Annotated in this window: 15 protein-coding genes; 7 read left to right on the top strand and 8 right to left on the bottom strand. The window is 70.2% G+C overall.

Going from position 1 to position 16,851, the window contains the following annotated elements:
* Positions 1–79 precede the first annotated feature (79 nt).
* The 5 genes from CAL24_RS14930 (at position 80) to CAL24_RS14910 (ending at position 5,050) form a co-directional block, all read left to right on the top strand.
* A complete protein-coding gene (locus CAL24_RS14930) occupies positions 80–1,120 on the top strand; it encodes a Bug family tripartite tricarboxylate transporter substrate binding protein (protein WP_051439378.1) in 1,041 nt (346 codons plus the stop codon).
* A gap of 82 nt (positions 1,121–1,202) precedes the next feature.
* A complete protein-coding gene (locus CAL24_RS14925; RefSeq protein ID WP_094807083.1) occupies positions 1,203–2,186 on the top strand; it encodes a Bug family tripartite tricarboxylate transporter substrate binding protein in 984 nt (327 codons plus the stop codon).
* A gap of 49 nt (positions 2,187–2,235) precedes the next feature.
* Positions 2,236–3,348 carry a C45 family autoproteolytic acyltransferase/hydolase gene (locus CAL24_RS14920; RefSeq protein ID WP_094807082.1) on the top strand — a complete coding sequence of 371 codons (1,113 nt, stop codon included), beginning with the start codon at positions 2,236–2,238 and terminating at the stop codon, positions 3,346–3,348.
* An 11-nt stretch (positions 3,349–3,359) separates the two neighbouring features.
* Complete coding sequence (locus tag CAL24_RS14915) at positions 3,360–4,232, top strand: polysaccharide deacetylase family protein (protein ID WP_094807081.1); 873 nt, start codon at positions 3,360–3,362, stop codon at positions 4,230–4,232.
* Positions 4,229–5,050: a polysaccharide deacetylase family protein gene (locus tag CAL24_RS14910; RefSeq protein WP_094807080.1), complete on the top strand. Its 822-nt coding sequence runs from the start codon at positions 4,229–4,231 to the stop codon at positions 5,048–5,050. Before CAL24_RS14915 ends, CAL24_RS14910 begins: the two co-directional genes overlap by 4 nt.
* A gap of 179 nt (positions 5,051–5,229) precedes the next feature.
* Here CAL24_RS14910 and CAL24_RS14905 read toward each other — a convergent pair whose 3' ends face one another.
* From CAL24_RS14905 to araD, 3 genes are read right to left on the bottom strand one after another with little or no spacing between them, the layout of a single operon-like run.
* The gene (locus CAL24_RS14905) at positions 5,230–6,219 is read right to left on the bottom strand and encodes a Bug family tripartite tricarboxylate transporter substrate binding protein (RefSeq protein ID WP_094807079.1); all 990 of its coding nucleotides are present in this window, start codon (positions 6,217–6,219) and stop codon (positions 5,230–5,232) included.
* Positions 6,220–6,264: 45 nt separating this feature from the next.
* Positions 6,265–6,984, bottom strand: coding sequence for a ribonuclease activity regulator RraA (locus CAL24_RS14900; RefSeq protein WP_432759291.1), 720 nt, complete (start codon positions 6,982–6,984; stop codon positions 6,265–6,267).
* A 28-nt stretch (positions 6,985–7,012) separates the two neighbouring features.
* The gene (araD, locus tag CAL24_RS14895; RefSeq protein WP_028354045.1) at positions 7,013–8,746 is read right to left on the bottom strand and encodes an L-arabinonate dehydratase; all 1,734 of its coding nucleotides are present in this window, start codon (positions 8,744–8,746) and stop codon (positions 7,013–7,015) included.
* A 107-nt stretch (positions 8,747–8,853) separates the two neighbouring features.
* On the opposite strand from araD, the gene CAL24_RS14890 reads away from it, so the two are divergent.
* Entirely contained in the window at positions 8,854–9,558 is a 705-nt protein-coding gene (locus tag CAL24_RS14890) for a GntR family transcriptional regulator (protein WP_028354044.1), read from the top strand.
* Between the two features lie 177 nt (positions 9,559–9,735).
* On the opposite strand, the gene CAL24_RS14885 is transcribed toward CAL24_RS14890, so the two are convergent.
* The 4 genes from CAL24_RS14885 to CAL24_RS14870 form a co-directional block, all read right to left on the bottom strand.
* Positions 9,736–11,535, bottom strand: a complete 1,800-nt coding sequence (locus tag CAL24_RS14885; RefSeq protein WP_170947108.1) for a gamma-glutamyltransferase family protein — start codon at positions 11,533–11,535, stop codon at positions 9,736–9,738.
* Positions 11,536–11,555: 20 nt separating this feature from the next.
* Positions 11,556–13,058 carry an ABC transporter substrate-binding protein gene (locus CAL24_RS14880; RefSeq protein ID WP_094807077.1) on the bottom strand — a complete coding sequence of 501 codons (1,503 nt, stop codon included), beginning with the start codon at positions 13,056–13,058 and terminating at the stop codon, positions 11,556–11,558.
* 65 nt (positions 13,059–13,123) lie between these two features.
* Complete coding sequence (locus CAL24_RS14875; RefSeq protein ID WP_094807076.1) at positions 13,124–14,533, bottom strand: HdeD family acid-resistance protein; 1,410 nt, start codon at positions 14,531–14,533, stop codon at positions 13,124–13,126.
* A gap of 52 nt (positions 14,534–14,585) precedes the next feature.
* A complete protein-coding gene (locus CAL24_RS14870) occupies positions 14,586–15,827 on the bottom strand; it encodes an MASE1 domain-containing protein (RefSeq protein ID WP_094807075.1) in 1,242 nt (413 codons plus the stop codon).
* 225 nt (positions 15,828–16,052) lie between these two features.
* On the opposite strand from CAL24_RS14870, the gene CAL24_RS14865 reads away from it, so the two are divergent.
* Entirely contained in the window at positions 16,053–16,454 is a 402-nt protein-coding gene (locus CAL24_RS14865; RefSeq protein ID WP_028354038.1) for a RidA family protein, read from the top strand.
* Between the two features lie 44 nt (positions 16,455–16,498).
* On the opposite strand, the gene CAL24_RS14860 is transcribed toward CAL24_RS14865, so the two are convergent.
* Positions 16,499–16,840 carry a hypothetical protein gene (locus CAL24_RS14860; protein ID WP_094807074.1) on the bottom strand — a complete coding sequence of 114 codons (342 nt, stop codon included), beginning with the start codon at positions 16,838–16,840 and terminating at the stop codon, positions 16,499–16,501.
* Positions 16,841–16,851 lie beyond the last annotated feature (11 nt).

The following is a 16,851-nucleotide window of genomic DNA, read 5'->3' as shown; positions in this document are numbered from 1 at the left end:
AGATTTACTTTCCTAGTGAAGTCCTGCAAAGTCTCCTGACCACAAATCGACGCCGCGCTGGCGCGGCAAGGGGGAGACAATGTCGACGCAGTACGACAGGCACACGGCCGCGGCCGGTTTTTCATCCAGGCGCCGCCGCCTGCTGGCGGGCGGCATGGCGGCCGGTTCGGCGCTGTTGCTGCCGGGCCTGGGCGCCGGGCGCGCGCAGGCCCAGGGCGCGGCCTATCCGGGCTCCAAGCCGATCGAGCTGGTGGTGCCAGGCGGGCCGGGCGCCGGCACCGACGTGGTGGCGCGGGTGGCCGCCAAGGGGCTGGCCGAGCACCTGGCCCACAACGTCGTGGTCAAGAACATGCCCGGGGCGGCCGGCATCATCGGCGCGCAGGCGGTTGCCCGGGCCGATCCGGATGGCCACACGCTGCTGTTCGCGATCACTGGCACGCACACCGTCAACCAGTTCCTGTATCCGGACTTGCCGTACAACCCCGAGAAGGACTTCGCGCCGGTCTCGCTGGTGTGCAAGTACAACAACGTGCTGGTGGTGCGGCCCGACTTCGAGGCACAGACCTTCCAGGACCTGATCGCGCTTGTGCGCGCCAATCCCGGCAAGTACTTCTACGGCATCACGGCCAACGGCAGTTCCAGCCACCTGGCCACCGAACTGCTCAAGAGCGAGGCCAAGCTGACTATGCCCGGCGTGCCGTACCGCAGCGCCTCGGCGGCGGTGGGCGATTTCCTGGGCGGCCAGTTCCCGGTGCTGATGGACACGGTGATCAACCAGTTGCCGCATATCCGCGCCGGCAAGGTCGTCGCGCTGGCCACCACCGGAGCGGAGCGCTCGCCCGTGCTGCCCGATGTGCCCACCATTGCCGAAAGCGGCTTCCCGGGCATCGTGGCGATCGGCTGGGGCGGCATCATGGCGCCGGCCGGCACTTCGCCGGCGGCCGTGCAGGCGCTGAACCAGGCGGTCCGGCAGACGCTGGCCTCGCCGGCCTTCGACAGCCTGAAGCTCGGCGGCCTGGAAACCCAGTACACGACGCCCGACGAAATGGCCGCCTTCATCGCCCAGGAGTCGGCCAAATGGGGCCGGCTGGTCAAGGCCGGCAACATCAAGCCGTCGTAGCGCGCCGCCCTGCGCGGGACGCGCAGGCCGCGCGCCTCGCCGCCGGCCGCGCCAGCATTCTCTTTCGACAGGAAGATTCGTCATGCAAAGTCCAGTTTCATCCGGGCGCCGCCGCGCGCTGCAGGCGCTGGGCGCGGGCGCCGCGCTCGGCCTGGCGGGCCGCGCGGCCCGCGCCCAGGGGTTTCCGGCGCGGCCGGTGACCTTGTTCTGCCCGTTCGGCGCGGGCGGCTCGGTCGACCAGTACATGCGGGTGCTGAGCCAGGCGGCCGCGCCGCACCTGGGGCAGCCGGTCATCATCGAGAACAAGCCGGGCGCCGGCGGCAACCTGTCGGCCAGCCTGGTGGCGCGGGCGCGTCCGGACGGCTACACGCTGGCCATGTCGACCGGCTCTACTTTCCGCGCGCCATGGCTGGAGCCGAAGATCGGCTTCTCGCCGCTGGACGACTTCACCTATGTGATCGGCATGACCAGCCTGGAGTTCTGCGCCGTGGTGCGCGCCGATTCGCCGCTGCAGTCGTTCGCCGACTTCATGCGGGCGGGCAAGGAGCGGCCGGGCCAGGTCCAGTATGCCGCGGGCGACCCCACCACGCTCGTGCCGGTCACCATGGTGCCCTTCCAGGAGCAGTACGGCGTACGCTTCCAGCATATCCCCTTCAAGAGCGGCGCCGACATGGCGACCGCGCTGATGGGCGGCTATGTGGACGTGGTGATGGATTCGGTGGGCACCTACGTGCCGTATATCCAGAGCGGCAGGCTGCGGCTGCTGGGGGCGCTGGGCGCGGCCCGCTTCAAGGCCTGGCCGGAGGTGCCCACCGCCACCGAGCAGGGCTACGACCTGGTGCTGTCGGCGCCCATGGGGCCGCTCGGGCCCAAGGGCATCCCGCCCGCCATCGTGCAGGCGCTGCACCAGGCGTTCCGCCGCGCCATGGCCGAGCCCGCCATCGAGCGGGTGCTGGCGACGCTGAACCAGCCCGAGTGGTACCGCAACCCGCAGGATTTCGCCGCCTATGCGCGGCAGACCTATGAGGCGTCCGGCGAGCTGCTGCGCCGCGCCAAGCTGATCTGAATCGCATCCCGGCCCGCATGGGCGCGGACGCGGCCAACCAAGGAGCAACATGACTGCAGCATTTCCTCTTATCGAAGTCGCGGGGCCGCCCGAGGCGCGCGGCCGGCAATACGGCCGGCAGGCCGCCGAGCGCATCCACAAGGGCATCGGCCACTACACCGCGCAACTGCAGGCGCTGGAACTGGACCGCGCGTCGCTGGCGGCGGTGGTGCGCGATTACCTGCCCGTCATGGAAAAATTCGACGCCGCCCATGTGGCCGAAATGCGCGGCATCGCGGCGGGCGCCGACGTGCCCTTCGACGACGTGGTGCTGCTCAATGCGCGCACCGAGATCCTCAAGCTGGCGGCCAGCCCCGCGCTGCGCGAGCGGCTGATCGGGGCCGGCGAGCTGGACGGCTGCACCGGCGTGATCGTGCTGCCGCAGGCCGCCGCCGGCGGCGTGCTGGTGCATGCGCAGAACTGGGACTGGAAATACGAATGCGCCGAAACCGCCGTGGTGCTGCGCATCCGCCGCGACGACGGCCCGGACATCCTGACTTTCACCGAGGCCGGCGCGCTGGGCCGCTCGGGCCTGAACGCGGCCGGCATCGGCCTGACCGCCAATTTCCTGGAGTCCAGCCTGGACTACCAGCGCGTGGGCGTGCCGCTGCCGCTGATCCGCCGCAAGATACTCGAACAGGAACACCTGGCGCTGGCCATGCGCGCCGCCTACGTGACGCCGAAGTCGGGCTCGAACAACATGATGATCAGCCATCGCGGCGGCGTGGCGCTGAATTTCGAGTGCGCGCCCGACGAGACCTTCCTGGTGCGCGACGAGGACGGCCTGCTGGTGCACGCCAATCATTGGCTCAGCCCGGTCGCGCTGGGCAAGCTGAAGGACGCCGGCATCGCCTCCACGCCGGACACCCTGTACCGCGACATGCGCGTCAAGGCGCTGTTGCGGCCGCACCTGGGGCGGATCGGCGTGGCCGAAGTCAAGGCCGCGCTGCTGGACGACTACGCGTCGCCCTGGTCGGTATGCCGGCCGCCGCGCATGAACCTGGCCAGCAACCTGAGCGCCACGGTCGCCACCGTGGTGCTGCGTCCGGCCGCCGCGGAAATGGAAGTGGCCGCGTTGCCGGCCGTCGATCCCACCTTCACCACCTACGGGTTTGCAGACTGAGAGGAACCGCCATGTCCCAACCCCTGTTGACGCGCGGCCTGCGCCTGCCCGGACAGGCGCCGCGCACGGCCGAGCCCGCCTGGCCGCGCCAGGCCCGCTGCCTGGTCGCCTACACCGTCGATTTCGACGGCACCGGCAATGAGGTCGGCAAGGGCCTGGAGCCCTTCGGCATGCATTCGGCCGGCCGCTATTCGGCGCGGCGCGGCGTGCCGCGCCACCTGGACATGCTCCAGCGCCTGGGCATCCCGGCGACCTTTTTCGTGCCGGGCTACGACGCGCAGTGCTCGCCCGGATCGATCCGCGACATCCAGCGCGCCGGCCACGAGATCGGCGCGCACGGCTATGTGCACGAGGGCACGCTGTTCGAGCCGGCCGAGGAAACGCGGCGCCTGAAACTGACGCACGGCATCCTGGGCGACTTGCTGGGCCAGGCGCCGCGCGGCTGGCGATCGCCGTCGGGGCAGAAGACCAGCGTGACGCTGCCGGTGCTGCACGAGCTGGGCTACCAGTACGACAGCAGCGACAAGGACGCCGACACGCCGTACATGCTGGACCTGGGCGCCGGGCGGACCATGGTCGAGATTCCCAACAACACGTACAGCCTGGACGATTTCCCGTTCTTCAATTTCTCGATGACGCCGGTGTCCGAGGTGGTCGAGCAATGGAAGGCGGAATTCGACGCGCGCTATGCGCAGGGCGGCTTCTTCATGCTGACCGTGCATCCGCGCGCCGGCTGGGGCTCGGGCACGCCCAGCCGCGTGCGCGCGGCGGAGGAAACGCTGCGCCACATCCAGCGCCACGCGGGCGTGCATTTCGCCACGCTGTCCGAGATCCAGCAATGGGTCGCCGCCGATCCCCACAGCTATGAAGAGGTGCGCGTATGAGCAAGACCGAACGACTGGCCGCGTGTCCGGTGGTGGTGGGCGTCAACGTCGACGTGGCGGCCATCGATGCGCAGGAGGCCGGCAACGCCGGCCTGTTCGGCCGTTATTCCTATGGCCGCTATGGCGCGCGCGAAGGCCTGTGGCGCCTGCTCGACGCGCTGGCGGAGAACGGCGCCCCCGCCACCTTCTTCGTGATGCCGGCCGACATTGCCCAGCATCCGCACCTGTTGCAGGCCATGCTGGACGGCGGCCACGAAGTGGCGGTGCGCGGCTATGTGCGCGCCCAGGCCGGCGCGCCGGAGACGCTGGACCAGCTGGCGCGCGACCGCGAAGCGCTGGCGCGCCTGACCGGCGCCGCGCCGCGGGGCTGGCGGGCCGCCAACGGGCTGGTCACGCAAGCCGCCTTGCCGGCCCTGGCGCAGGCGGGCTATGGCTACGACAGCAGCGCGCAGGACGACGACACGCCGTATGTGATGGCGCAAGACGGCGCGGCGCTGGTGGAACTGCCGGTGTTCGATTACCTGAGCGACGCCAAGTTCTACAGCCAGCGCCACACACACGCCCGCGTCGCCAAGGCCTGGGCCGAGGAGGCCGACGCGCAGTACTGCGCCGGCGGCTACGTCAACCTGACCCTGCACACCCGCGGCGACGTCGGGTCCAGCCGGCTGCCGCGCGCGCGCATGGTGGCCGACTTCCTGCGCGACCTGGGGCGCCGTCCCGGCGTGGCCTTCTATCGGGCCGACCGGCTGGCCGAGGCCTGGCGCGCCGCGCACGCGGCGACCGAGCCGTTCCCGACGATGCCCGCGCCGCAACTCTAAAGAAGACGGGCCGCGCGGAACAGGGATTGTCAGGTGTCAGACACCCAGGGGTGTCTGACACCACCCGCCATGCCCCTGCGGCCGCAGGTGTCCGACACTCCCGCCGTGCCCCTACGGCCGTAGGTGTCAGACACCCCACGGGTGTCTGACACCTGATGTTCTGTCTGCCGCCCGGTGCGTCAATCCACCTGCGCGCCGGACTTCTGCACGACTTCGGCCCAGCGCGGGATTTCGCTGGCCATCAGGTCGCGCAGCGCTTCGGGGCTGCTGCCGACCAGTTGCATGCCCATGGTCTTGCCCAGCTTCTCCTGCACGTCGGGCTCCTTGAGGATGGCGGCGATCTCTTGCGAGAGCCGGTCGACGATGGGCTTGGGCGTGCCCTTGGGCGCGTACACGGCCTGCCACGACGCCATCTGGAAGCCTTGCACGCCGGCCTCTTCCATGGTGGGCGTGTCGGGCGCCAGCGCGATGCGCTGCGGCGTGGTGACCGCCAGCAGCTTGAGCTTGCCGTTCTGCAACAGCGGCAGGGCCGCGGTCATCTGGTCGAACATGAAGGTCACCGCGCCGGAGGACACGTCCACCATGGCGGGCGGCGTGCCCTTGTAGGGCACGTGCGTGAGCGGCACGCCGATGGTGTCGGCGAACAGTTCGCCGGCCAGGTGGGTGGAGGTGCCCGGCCCGGACGACGCGAAGGTGCGCTTGGACGGCTCGCGCTTGAGCAGGGCGATCAGGTCGGCCACCGAGTCCACGCCTAGGTTGGGATCGACCAGCAGCACGTTGGGCAGCGTCGCCACCAGCGAGACGGGCTCGAAATCCTTGACCGGGTCGTAGCGCAGGTTCTTGTACAGGCTGGCATTGATGGCGTGGGTGCTGATGGTGCCGCCGAACAGCGTGTAGCCGTCGGCCGGCGCCTTGGCCACGTAGGCCGCGCCGATGGCGCCGGCGGCGCCCGGCTTGTTCTCGACCACCACGCTCTGGTGCAGCCGTTCGCCGAGCTTCTGGGCCAGCATGCGGCCGACCACGTCGGTGGAGCCGCCCACGGTGAACGGCACCACGTAGGAAATGGGCTTGTCGCCGGGCCAGTCGGCCGCCTGGGCCGGCAGGCCGCAGGCGGCCAGGGCGGCCGCGGCCAGGGTCAGCGCCAGGTGGCGCCGTCGGATCGGGTTCATGGGGTGTCTCCTCTCTGGGTTATGGGGGCGGGCGCGGCGTCGCCGTCAGCGCCCGTGCTGCGCGCGCCAAGCGGCGTAGCGCTCGCGCGTGGCTGGGTCGGTGGGCGGGTACAGGCCGACGATGCTGCGGCCGGCCAGTACTTCGCTGGTGACGAAGTCTTCGAAGGCGGTCATTTCCTCGGCCTCGCGCGCGATCTCGTCGGCGATGCCGGCGGGGATCACCACCACGCCCTCGGCGTCGCCCACCACGATGTCGCCCGGGAACACCGCCACGTCGCCGCAGCCGATCGGCACGTTCAGGTCGAGCGCCTGGTGCAGGGTCAGGTTGGTGGGCGCCGCAGGCCGCTGGTGATAGGCCGGGATGCCGACCCGGGCGATTTCCGGGGAATCGCGAAAACCGCCGTCGGTGACCACGCCCGCCACGCCGCGCTTCATCAGGCGGGTAACCAGGATGGAGCCGGCCGAGGCGGCGCGCGCGTCCTTGCGGCTGTCCATCACCAGCACGGCGCCGGCCGGGCAGGCTTCGATGGCGACGCGCTGCGGATGGCGGGGGTCTTCGAACACCTGGATCGGGTTCAGGTCCTCGCGCGCCGGAATGTAGCGCAGCGTGTAGGCCGGCCCGACCATGTTGGGCAGCCCCGCATGCAGCGGACGCACGTCCTGGATGAACTGGTTGCGCAGGCCGCGCTTGAACAGCGCGGTGCACAGCGTGGCGGTGCTGACGGCGGCCAGGCGGGCGCGAGTGGTGTCGGACAGGGCGGTCATGGCGGTCTCGGAAGCGGGTCGGGCAGGGTCAGAAAATGTCGGGCTCGGCCACGGGCGCGCCGAAGCCGGTTTCCAGGAAGTCGAAGTCGCAGCCGTCGTTGGCTTGCAGGATGTGTTGCGCGTACATCCAGCCGTAGCCGCGCTCATAGCGCTTGGGCGGCGGCGTCCAGGCGGCGCGGCGCGCGGCCAGTTCGGCGTCGCTGACGTTCAGGTGGATGCGGCGCGCCGGCACGTCCACCGTGACCAGGTCGCCGGTGCGCACCAGGGCCAGCGGGCCGCCCACATAGGCTTCCGGCGCGGCGTGCAGGATGCAGGCGCCGTAGCTGGTGCCGCTCATGCGGGCATCGGACAGGCGCAGCATGTCGCGCACACCCTGTTTCACCAGCTTCACCGGGATCGGCAGCATGCCCCATTCGGGCATGCCAGGCCCCCCTTGCGGGCCGGCGTTGCGCAGGATCAGGATGTGGTCGGCGCTGACGTCGAGGTTCTCGTCCTCGACCGCGGCTTTCATGCTGGGATAGTCGTCGAACACCAGGGCCGGGCCGGTGTGCCGCAGGTAGCGCGGCGCGCAGGCGCTGGGCTTGATCACGCAGCCGTCCGGCGCCAGGTTGCCCTTGAGCACGGCCAGCGCGCCTTCCTGGTAGATGGCGCGGTCCAGCGGGCGGATCACGTCGTCGTTGTAGACCGCCGCGCCGGCGATGTTCTCGCCCAGCGTGCGGCCGGTCACGGTGCGGGCCGACAGGTCCAGGTGCGCATCGGCCAGGCGCGACATCAGGCCGGGCAGGCCGCCGGCGTAGTAGAAGTCTTCCATCAGGTAGGTGTCGCCGCTGGGCCGGATGTTGGCGATGACCGGCACCTTGCGGCTGGCGGCGTCGAAGTCGGCCAGGTCCACCGCGCAGCCGGCGCGGCGCGACATGGCCACCAGGTGCACGATGGCATTGGTGGAACAGCCCATGGCCATGGCCACGTTGATGGCGTTCTCGAACGAGGCGCGCGTCAGGATGCGCTGCGGGGTGAGGTCTTCCCACACCATCCCGACCACGCGGCGGCCGCATTCGGCCGACATGCGCATGTGGTTCACGTCGGCCGCCGGAATCGACGAGGCGCCCGGCAGCGTCAGGCCGATGGCCTCGGCGATGGCGGTCATGGTGCTGGCCGTGCCCATGGTCATGCAGGTGCCGTGGCTGCGCGCGATGCCGCCTTCGACCTCGGTCCAGTCCTGCTTGGTGATATTGCCGGCGCGGCGCTCGTCCCAGAGTTTCCAGGCGTCCGAGCCCGAGCCCAGCACCTTGCCCTTCCAGTTGCCGCGCAGCATGGGGCCAGCCGGCAAGTAGACGCAGGGCAGGTTGGCGCTGATGGCGCCCATGATCAGGCCCGGCGTGGTCTTGTCGCAGCCACCCATCAGCACCGCGCCGTCGACCGGGTGGCTGCGCAGCAGTTCCTCGGTTTCCATGGCCAGGAAGTTGCGGTACAGCATGGTGGTGGGCTTGACGAACGATTCCGACACCGAGATGGCCGGCAGTTCCACCGGGAAGCCGCCGGCCTGTAATACGCCGCGCTTGACGTCCTCGACCCGCTGCTTGAAATGGCTGTGGCAGGGGTTCAGGTCGGACCAGGTGTTGATGATGGCGATCACCGGGCGGCCGGCCCAGTCTTGCGGGCCATAGCCCATTTGCATCATGCGCGAGCGGTGGCCGAAGGAACGCAGGTCGTCGTGCGCCATCCAGCGGGCGCTGCGCAGGTCGTCGTAAGAGCGGGTCATGGAAAGCGGCTCGGTTGAGGGTCGACGGATTAAAACACTAATATATTAGTACGTCAATGCGCCAGCCCGCCGTTACAATGCCGGTTCTTCACGTCGCCAGAATGCCCATGTCCTCGTTGTCCGCCTTGCCCGCCGACCTGAGCCTGGACCGCTCGCGCCACGCCGCGCCGCAGGTCTTCGAGAAGCTGCGCGCGCTGATCGTGTCGCTGGACCTCAAGCCCGGCGCCGCCCTGGCGCGCGGCGAACTGGCCGAAGCCTTCGGCCTGAGCCAGACGCCGATCCGCGACGCGCTGAGCCAACTGCGCGACGAAGGGCTGGTGGATATCTATCCGCAGCACACCACCGCGGTCAGCCGCATCGATATCGCCGCGGCGCGGCAGGCGCATTTCCTGCGCCGCTCGCTGGAACTGGAGATCGTGCGGGTGCTGGCCGAGCGCGACGACCCCGCGCTGGTCGAGCGCTTGCGCGCCCATATCGACATGCAGCGCGCCAACCGGGGCGCCGACCGCTACCAGGGTTTCCTCGACGCCGACCGCGCCTTCCACCGCGAAATGCACCAGGCCGCCGGGGTGGCGGGGCTATGGGAATTGGAGCAGCGCTACAGCGGCCACGTCGACCGCCTGCGCCGCCTGCACCTGCCCGAGGCCGGCAAGGCCGAACGCATCCTGGGCGACCACCAGCGCATCGTCGACGCCATCGCCCGCCGCGACGTCGCCGGCGCGCAGGAAGCCCTGCGCGAGCACCTGTCCGGCACACTGAGCCAGGTGGACGAGATCTGCGAGCGGTATCCGGATTACGTCAAGCGGGGGTGAGTCGTCCGGAAGGAAGGTGTCAGACACCCGCAGGGTGTCTGACACCTGGAAAGCGCTTCCGATATCGGCAGGTGTCTGACCCGAGGTGGCGGCGACGGTCCCAACTTGAAGGTGTCAGACACCCTGCAAGGGTGTCTGACACCTGCCCCTGCGGACCCCGGGCACTTGCTGCGAGGCTCAGCGGCCTACTGCGTACGCCTGCATCAGGCGCGGCGTGGCGGCCGCGTGCAGCAGGCCGTCGGGGTCGCGGGCGGCGGCGGTCAGGCGGCCGATGGACCACTGCGGTTCTTCCTCGATGACGTGGCCGCGCGCGCGCAGGTCCGCGATCGTTTCCGCGCCGAACGATGCCTCCACCGCCAGGTGGCCCGGCTTGCGGTCGCGCGGGTAGAACGACGAGGGGAAGTGCATGGTGTGCGACATGGGCTGGTCGATGGCTTCCTGCAGGTTCAGGCCATGGTGCACGTGGCGCAGGAACAGCAGCAGCTGCCATTGTTCCTGCTGGTCGCCGCCGGGCGTGCCGAACACCATGTAGGGCTGGCCGTCGCGCAGCGCCAGCGACGGCGTCAGCGTGGTGCGCGGGCGCTTGCCGGGCGCCAGGGTGCAGGGCAGGCCGGGCTCGAGCCAGAACATCTGGGCCCGCGTGTTCAGCGGGAACCCCAGCCCCGGAATGACCGGCGAGGACTGCAGCCAGCCGCCCGACGGCGTGGCCGACACCATGTTGCCCCAGCGGTCGATCACGTCGACGTGCGTGGTGTCGCCGCGCTTGGCGGAGGCGCGCATGTCGGCCAGCGTGGGTTCGCTGCCGGGCGCGCCCACCGGCGTGACCCTGGACAGGCGCGCCAGCACGGCCATGACCCGATCCACCTGGGCCTCGTAGCCGGGCACGCGGCCGGGCCGCAATTCATGCGAGGCGAGCTGCCCGATCAGGGCGCGGCGCTGGTCGTTGTAGGCGTCCGACAGCAGGTGCTCGAGCGGCACCGAGGTAAAAGCCGGGTCGCCGTAATAGGCTTCGCGGTCGGCGAAGGCCAGCTTCATCGCCTCGGTGACGCGGTGGATGAATTCGGCGCCGTTGGGGCCGGGCTGCTGCAGGTCCAGGCCCTTGAGCAGCGCCAGGGTCTGCAGGAAGGCCGGCCCCTGGCTCCAGGCGCCGGCCTTGGCCACGGTGTAGCCGTGGTAGTCGTAGGTGGCCGGCGCGTCGTAGCTGGCCGACCAGCCGGCCATGTCGTGCGCGGTCAGCACGCCGCGGTGCGGCGCGCCGCTCTCGTCCATGACTTCGGTGCGGCTGGCGTAGCGGTCGATGGCCTCGGCCACGAAGCCGCGATAGAAGGCGTCGCGCGCCGCGTCGATCTGGCGTTCGCGGTCGCCGCCGGCGGCTTCGGCCTCGCGCAGCACGCGGCGCCAGGTCTCGGCCAGCCAGGGGTTGCGGAACAGCTTGCGGGCCTGCGGCGCGGCGCCGTCCGGCAGGTACACCTGCGCGGTGGTGGGCCAGTGGGTCGCGAAGAAGTCGCGCAGCCCGGCGATGGTGTTGGCGATGCGCGGCATCAGCGCGTGGCCGTGCTCGGCGTAATAGATGGCCGGCTCCAGCACGTCGCGCACGCGCAGCGTGCCGTGGTCGCGCAGCAGCATCATCCAGGCGTCGAAGGCGCCCGGGATCACGGCCGGCAGCAGGCCGTTGCCGGGGATCAGGTCCAGGCCCAGCGAGCGGTAGTGCTCCAGCGTGGCGCCCGCCGGCGTGGGGCCTTGCCCGCACAGCACTTCGGTGCGCCCGGTGCGCGCCGAGTGGAACACCACCGGCACTTCGCCGGCCGGCCCCACCAGGTGCGGCTCCACCACCTGCAGCACGAAGCCCGCCGCCACGGCGGCGTCGAAGGCGTTGCCGCCGCGTTCGAGCAGCGCCATGCCGGCGCCGCTGGCCAGCCAGTGGGTCGAGGTCACCACGCCGAAGGTGCCGAGGATCTCGGGCCGGGTGGTGAACATGCGGTAGCCGGAATCGATGCTCATTTGCCGGCCACCGTCACGCCCTTGAGGCGGATCAGGCCGTCGGGGTAGGGCACGAAGCCCTGCACCTTGGCCTGCGTGCCGAAGATCCACGGCAGGTAGAACAGGTAGATGCGCGGGTCGTCTTCCTGCATTTTCCGCATGGCCTGCGCGTACAGCTCGCGGCGCTTGCCCTCGTCGGCCACGCTGCGCGCTTCTTCCATGAGCTTGTCCATGCCGGCGTCGCAGTACTTGCCGTCGTTCAGGCTGCCCTTGCAGGTGATGTACTGGTAGATGTTGCCGCTGGGGTCGACGCGCCCGGACCAGCCGGTCTGCCCGACCTGGAAGTCGCCGCGCGGCAGCGCCGATTGCAGCGAGGCGAACTCGAGCGGCCGCAGGGAAATGTCGAAGCCGGCTTCCGCGCCCATGGCCTGCACCAGCTCGAACACCTGCTGCATGGTGGTGTTGTTGCCGTAGGTCAGCTCGAACTTGACGCGGTCGTGCCCGGCCTGCTTGAGCAGCTCCTGCGCCTTCTTGGGGTCGCGTCCGCTGCGCTCGACGCTCTTGTCGTAGGCGAAGCTGGCGGGCGGGAAGGGCTGGTAGGCCGGCTGGAACATGCCTTCGCCCACCACCTGGTTGATCACGTCGCGGTCGATGGCCAGGTCGAGCGCCTGGCGCACCCGCTTGTCCTTGGCCAGCGGCGTGTCGGCGCGCGCGCCGTTGGCGATGTTGATGGAGATGGCCTGGTAGCCCAGCCCGGTGACCGGCGCCAGCCGCAGGTTGGGGTCTTCCTTGACGGTCTTGACGTCGCTGGGCGCGACGCGCTCGATGATGTCCAGGCCGCCGGCGCGCAGGTTGTTCAGGCGCACCGTGGTGTCCGGCATGGGGGTGAAGACGACCTCGTCGAAGTGGTAGTTCTGCTTGTCCCAGTACTGGTCGAAGCGCTCCAGCACGATGCGGTCGTTCTGCACCCGTTCCTTGAACTTGTAGGGGCCCGAGCATACCGGCTTGCGGCCCGGGTCCTGCTCGAAGGTGGCGGGCGACAGCATCATGCCGGCCCGGTCGGACAACTGCGACAGCAGCGAGGCGTCGGGCGCCTTCAGGCGCAGCACCACGGTGCGCGGGTCCGGCGCCTCGACGCTGGCGACCGAGGCCAGCTCGCTCTTGCGGTTGCTGTCGGGCAGCGTCATGGCGCGGTCCAGGTTGGCCTTGACCGAGGCCGCGTCGATGGGCGTGCCGTCATGGTAGAACGCGCCCTGGCGCAGCGTGAGGGTCAGGCTGAGGCCGTCGTCGGCGGTCTTCCAGGATTCGGCCAATTGCGGCACGAACTTCAGGTCGGGGGAAATGTCGACCAGCTTGTCGCACAGCGAGGCGAACACGATGCGGCCGACAAAAGTGCGGGCGCGCGCGGGGTCGAGCACATCGGGGTCGTCTTGCAGGCCGATGCGCATAGTGGTTTGCGCGCTGGCGGCGGCGGCGGTCAGGAGGCCGGCCGCGGCCAGGGCGAGGCAGAGGCTACGCATGAGAGAGTCCTTTCTGGAATGGGCGCGCGCATGGCGCGCCGGCGCCCGACGGGGCGCCGACGCCGTCAATCTACCAAATTGGATGCCGACGCGCGCGACTGGCGGGCCGCCCAGCGGAAGCTGGTCAGCCACGATACGTGGGATGGATGCACGATGGCGCGCAGCGCGCGGGCGTAGTCCAGCACCAGCCCGGGCGTCCAGGCCATGGTGGTGGCGCGCTTGCGCACCTGGGCGGCGATCCACAGTTCCGGCATCAGCAGCGTGCGCAGCACGCGGCCCACGCGCCGCGAGTCGTCGCGCAGCACGCCGTCCAGCGCCGCCTCCAGCGCGAACGACACGCTGCTGGAGCAATTGCGGTAGGTGAGGTTGTAGATCTCTTCCTGCCGGTAGGCTTCCCAGAAGCGCAGCAGGCCGGCGCGGTTGTAGTTGTGGAACAGGATCTGCCGCGTCGACGGGCACCAGGCGGCCGACTCGGTCGGGTAGTCGGGCTGGAATTCGCCCGGCACGTCGTTGTCGCGGGTGGCCTTGAGCAGGCGGAAGAATTCCGACGGCGAGCGGTCGATGTCCACCGCCGGGTACAGGCTGATGTAGGTGGAAGGCGGCATCTCCATGGCCGCGTGGCCGGTGGAGATCACGCCCTTGATGTCCACCGCCGCGATATAGCGGTTGACGATCGGACGTGGCACCGGGGCGTTCTTGGACGAACCCTCGGGCGTCCAGACGTGCACCACCAGGGGCGATTGCACCGGGTCGTGCGTCCCGGCCTGCGCCTGCGCCGGCGTTCCGGCCTGCGCTGCCGCGGCCGCTTCGTCGCGCGCCGCCGCCTCGGCCGCCGCGTCGGCCTTGGCGGCTTCCGCCGCCGCCCGCCGCTGGCGCGGCAGCAGGTCGCCCGGCGCCAGCAGGTCGAACACGGAGCGGCCTTCGCGCAGGTGGCGCGCGCGCAGCGCGATGCGCAGCGTGTTCAGGCCGCCCACCAGCAGGGTCACGCCGACGAACATCGACAGCGTGCCGTGGTAATGCGTGGGGTAGGGCTGGAACAGGAACACCGCGAAGGCCAACTGCGCCAGGCCGCCCACGAAGGCCTGTTTCCAGTGCGGAAAGCGCACTACCCAGGACGAGGCCATCTGCAGCGTGCCCGTCACGAAGTACGAGAGCCCGAACACGATGGCCAGCAACAGGTTGCTGGTGGAGCGGCCGGACAGGATCAGCACCGCGATGAACAAGAACAGCCCGCCCTTGAAATACAGCACCGCCTTCTGCGCGCCCACGCCGCCCGAGGCCACGCTGAGCGTGACCAGGCTTTCCAGCAGCAGCGCCGCGCCGAACACGTGCACGGGGAAATAGCGCACCCCGTCCATGCCGTCGATGGCGATGAACACGCCCAGCAGCGCCCACGCCGCGCCCAGCCAGGCCAGCACGCCCGCCTGTCGCCGCACGAAATCAGCGCCGAACAACAGCAGCGCGATCTGTATCATGCCCGTCTCCCGCTCGCTTCGTTGCGGCCCGCCGGCAATGTTCTTGCCGTCCTCACCGCCAGGTCCCTTGCCGTTTTACCTGCCAGGTGCCGACCACCGTGGCGCCGGCCGCGCCGCCGATGGCGGTGGGGCCGCGGTCCAGCACCTGCACCCAGCCCCGGGCCGCCGCCACGCGCAGCGTCAGCGGCGCGCCCGGCTGCCCTTGCGCGACGGCCGCCCAATGCGCGCGAAGCGCGGCGCGGTCGTCCGGATGGACGCGCGCCAGCAATTCGTCCAGCGTGGCCAGCGGCGCGGCATCCAGGCCCAGCGCCGCCTGCGGGTCGCCGTCCCAGGCCAGCCCGCCGGAGGCCGGGTCGTATTGGTACATGATGGCGGCGGGCGTATTGGCGGCCGCGCCGCCGGGGCGCCGGCCGTTGGTGTAGACCCACAGGAAAGCCAGCAGCAGCGCCGTGGCCGACAGATAGCATTGCGCCAGCAGCAGCGGCTCGCCCGGCCGCAGCCCGTGCGGGAAGAACGCGCCGCGGTTGTCGGCCGCGTAGTACAGGGCGATGGCCGCCAGGCTCAACAGGGCCAGCGCGCCGCCGCGGCTGCCCCAGGCCACCGACATCACCGCCGCCAGCAGGATCGGCGCGCAGGCCAGCGGGAACACCAGCGCCGCCTTGCCGGTGTATGGCGTCATTTCGGCGAACACATACCAGGCGCACAGGCCCAGCAGCAGCCAGGCGACCAGGCCGGCCGCGGCCGCGCGCGCGCCCAGGCGCTGCGGCACGCCGGCTACGTCGGTCCAGCTCATGATCACGATGGCGGGCACCAGCACGCCGGTGACATTGGCCGCCCACCAGACCCACACCGTGTCCAGGAACGACACGGTGCGCAGGTAGCTGAGCCAGCCGACCCCCAGCGCCGCCGCGATGGCGCTGACCACCACCGTGGCGCCGATCAGCACCAGCACCGCGTACAGGTCGTCGCCCAGGCGCGCGTAGCGGCGCAGCAGCCAGGCGATGGCCGCGTCGCCCGCCAGCGAGATGCAGCCGATGACCACCGAACGCAGGACGTCGTGATGGGCCCAGGCATCCAGCACCAGCCGGGACGCCAGCAGCGCCGCGAACAGCACGGCCCAGCGGCGCAGGCCGCCGGTCAGCAGGAACGCCGATACCGCCACGCCGGCGGGCAGCCAGACGAAGGCGACGCGGGTGCTGGGGTCATCGAGTTCCAGCGACACGAAGCCGCTGGCCATATAGAGCGCCGCCCAGAAGAGCAGCGATAACGCAAAACGAAACAGGGGACTTGCCATGCCGAGTGGTTTCCCGATGCGTATGCTCGTCGCGCAGTATGGCACAGCGTTTCACGGCTTGTCATCGGTTCGAGCGCGCCGTGCGCGGCCGCTATTGTTCATGTAGGTGAACAGACATGTCGGATCAAACCCCTATTGTTCTGGTGTGTCGTCCATTAGGATGGGCATCCCTGCCGCTCGCGCCGTTGCGCCGGCGGACGCACACCCCACGAACCAAGGAAATTCATGGACAAGCCCGAATTCTTTCTGACCCCCGGCTACGGCCAGCGCCTGTACGACCTGCTGCACTACTCGCAAGCCGTGAAGATCGGCAACCGGGTGGAGATCTCGGGGCAGGGCGGCTGGAACGACGAGCTGCAGATTCCCGAATCGCTGGAAGAGGAGATCGAGCAGGCGTTCCGCAATGTCGAGCGCACCCTGGCGGCGGCCGGCGCCGGCTGGCAGCACGTGGTGCACGTCAACTCCTATCACGTCGGCGGCTTCCCGCCGGAAGTCAACGCCACCATGGCGCGCCTGTACCGCCAGTACATGCCCGACCATGCGCCGATCTGGACCCAGCTGGGGGTCGAGGCGCTGGGCCTGCCCACCATGCGCATCGAGATCCGCGTGACCGCCATCCTGCCGTGACCCCGCGGCGCGGCGGCATCGGCGTCGCCGCGCCCGCGCGGCCATCAACTGGCCGAGCAGGCCGGCACCCACAGTACCGGCATGCTCTGCCAGAAAATCGCCAATACAGACAGCAGGCCCAGCGCGCCCGCCAGCCACGGAAAGAAGCCGGCGTCGTCCGTGCGCGGCCAGCGGCGCCGCTGGCGCCAGTTGACCCAGGCGATGAGGCCGGCCGCCGCCAGCGCCGCGGCCATGATGACCCAGGCCGCCAGGCCGGCCTCGACCCACAGCCCGTGCAGCGCCGGGCGCGCGCAGAACACGCCGTTGAGCGCGTAGACGAACACGAAATGCGCGGCCCATACCAGCGGGCCGGCCAGCAACGACAGCAGCAGCGGGGTGAAGCGCATGGGCGTGTCCT

It is taken from the genome of Bordetella genomosp. 2, from assembly GCF_002261345.1.
GTDB lineage: Bacteria > Pseudomonadota > Gammaproteobacteria > Burkholderiales > Burkholderiaceae_B > Bordetella_A.
Note: the sequence above shows the minus strand (reverse complement) of the source record. Positions and strands in the feature narration are given on the sequence as shown.

Coding starts and splice junctions, on each gene's coding strand:
- CAL24_RS14930 (WP_051439378.1), top strand. CDS start 80: ATGTCGACGCAGTACGACAGGCACACGGCCGCGGCCGGTTTTTCATCC.
- CAL24_RS14910 (WP_094807080.1), top strand. CDS start 4,229: ATGAGCAAGACCGAACGACTGGCCGCGTGTCCGGTGGTGGTGGGCGTC.
- CAL24_RS14870 (WP_094807075.1), bottom strand. CDS start 15,827: ATGGCAAGTCCCCTGTTTCGTTTTGCGTTATCGCTGCTCTTCTGGGCG.
- CAL24_RS14890 (WP_028354044.1), top strand. CDS start 8,854: ATGTCCTCGTTGTCCGCCTTGCCCGCCGACCTGAGCCTGGACCGCTCG.
- CAL24_RS14900 (WP_432759291.1), bottom strand. CDS start 6,984: ATGACCGCCCTGTCCGACACCACTCGCGCCCGCCTGGCCGCCGTCAGC.
- araD (WP_028354045.1), bottom strand. CDS start 8,746: ATGACCCGCTCTTACGACGACCTGCGCAGCGCCCGCTGGATGGCGCAC.
- CAL24_RS14920 (WP_094807082.1), top strand. CDS start 2,236: ATGACTGCAGCATTTCCTCTTATCGAAGTCGCGGGGCCGCCCGAGGCG.
- CAL24_RS14875 (WP_094807076.1), bottom strand. CDS start 14,533: ATGATACAGATCGCGCTGCTGTTGTTCGGCGCTGATTTCGTGCGGCGA.
- CAL24_RS14880 (WP_094807077.1), bottom strand. CDS start 13,058: ATGCGTAGCCTCTGCCTCGCCCTGGCCGCGGCCGGCCTCCTGACCGCC.
- CAL24_RS14915 (WP_094807081.1), top strand. CDS start 3,360: ATGTCCCAACCCCTGTTGACGCGCGGCCTGCGCCTGCCCGGACAGGCG.
- CAL24_RS14905 (WP_094807079.1), bottom strand. CDS start 6,219: ATGAACCCGATCCGACGGCGCCACCTGGCGCTGACCCTGGCCGCGGCC.
- CAL24_RS14860 (WP_094807074.1), bottom strand. CDS start 16,840: ATGCGCTTCACCCCGCTGCTGCTGTCGTTGCTGGCCGGCCCGCTGGTA.
- CAL24_RS14925 (WP_094807083.1), top strand. CDS start 1,203: ATGCAAAGTCCAGTTTCATCCGGGCGCCGCCGCGCGCTGCAGGCGCTG.
- CAL24_RS14865 (WP_028354038.1), top strand. CDS start 16,053: ATGGACAAGCCCGAATTCTTTCTGACCCCCGGCTACGGCCAGCGCCTG.
- CAL24_RS14885 (WP_170947108.1), bottom strand. CDS start 11,535: ATGTTCACCACCCGGCCCGAGATCCTCGGCACCTTCGGCGTGGTGACC.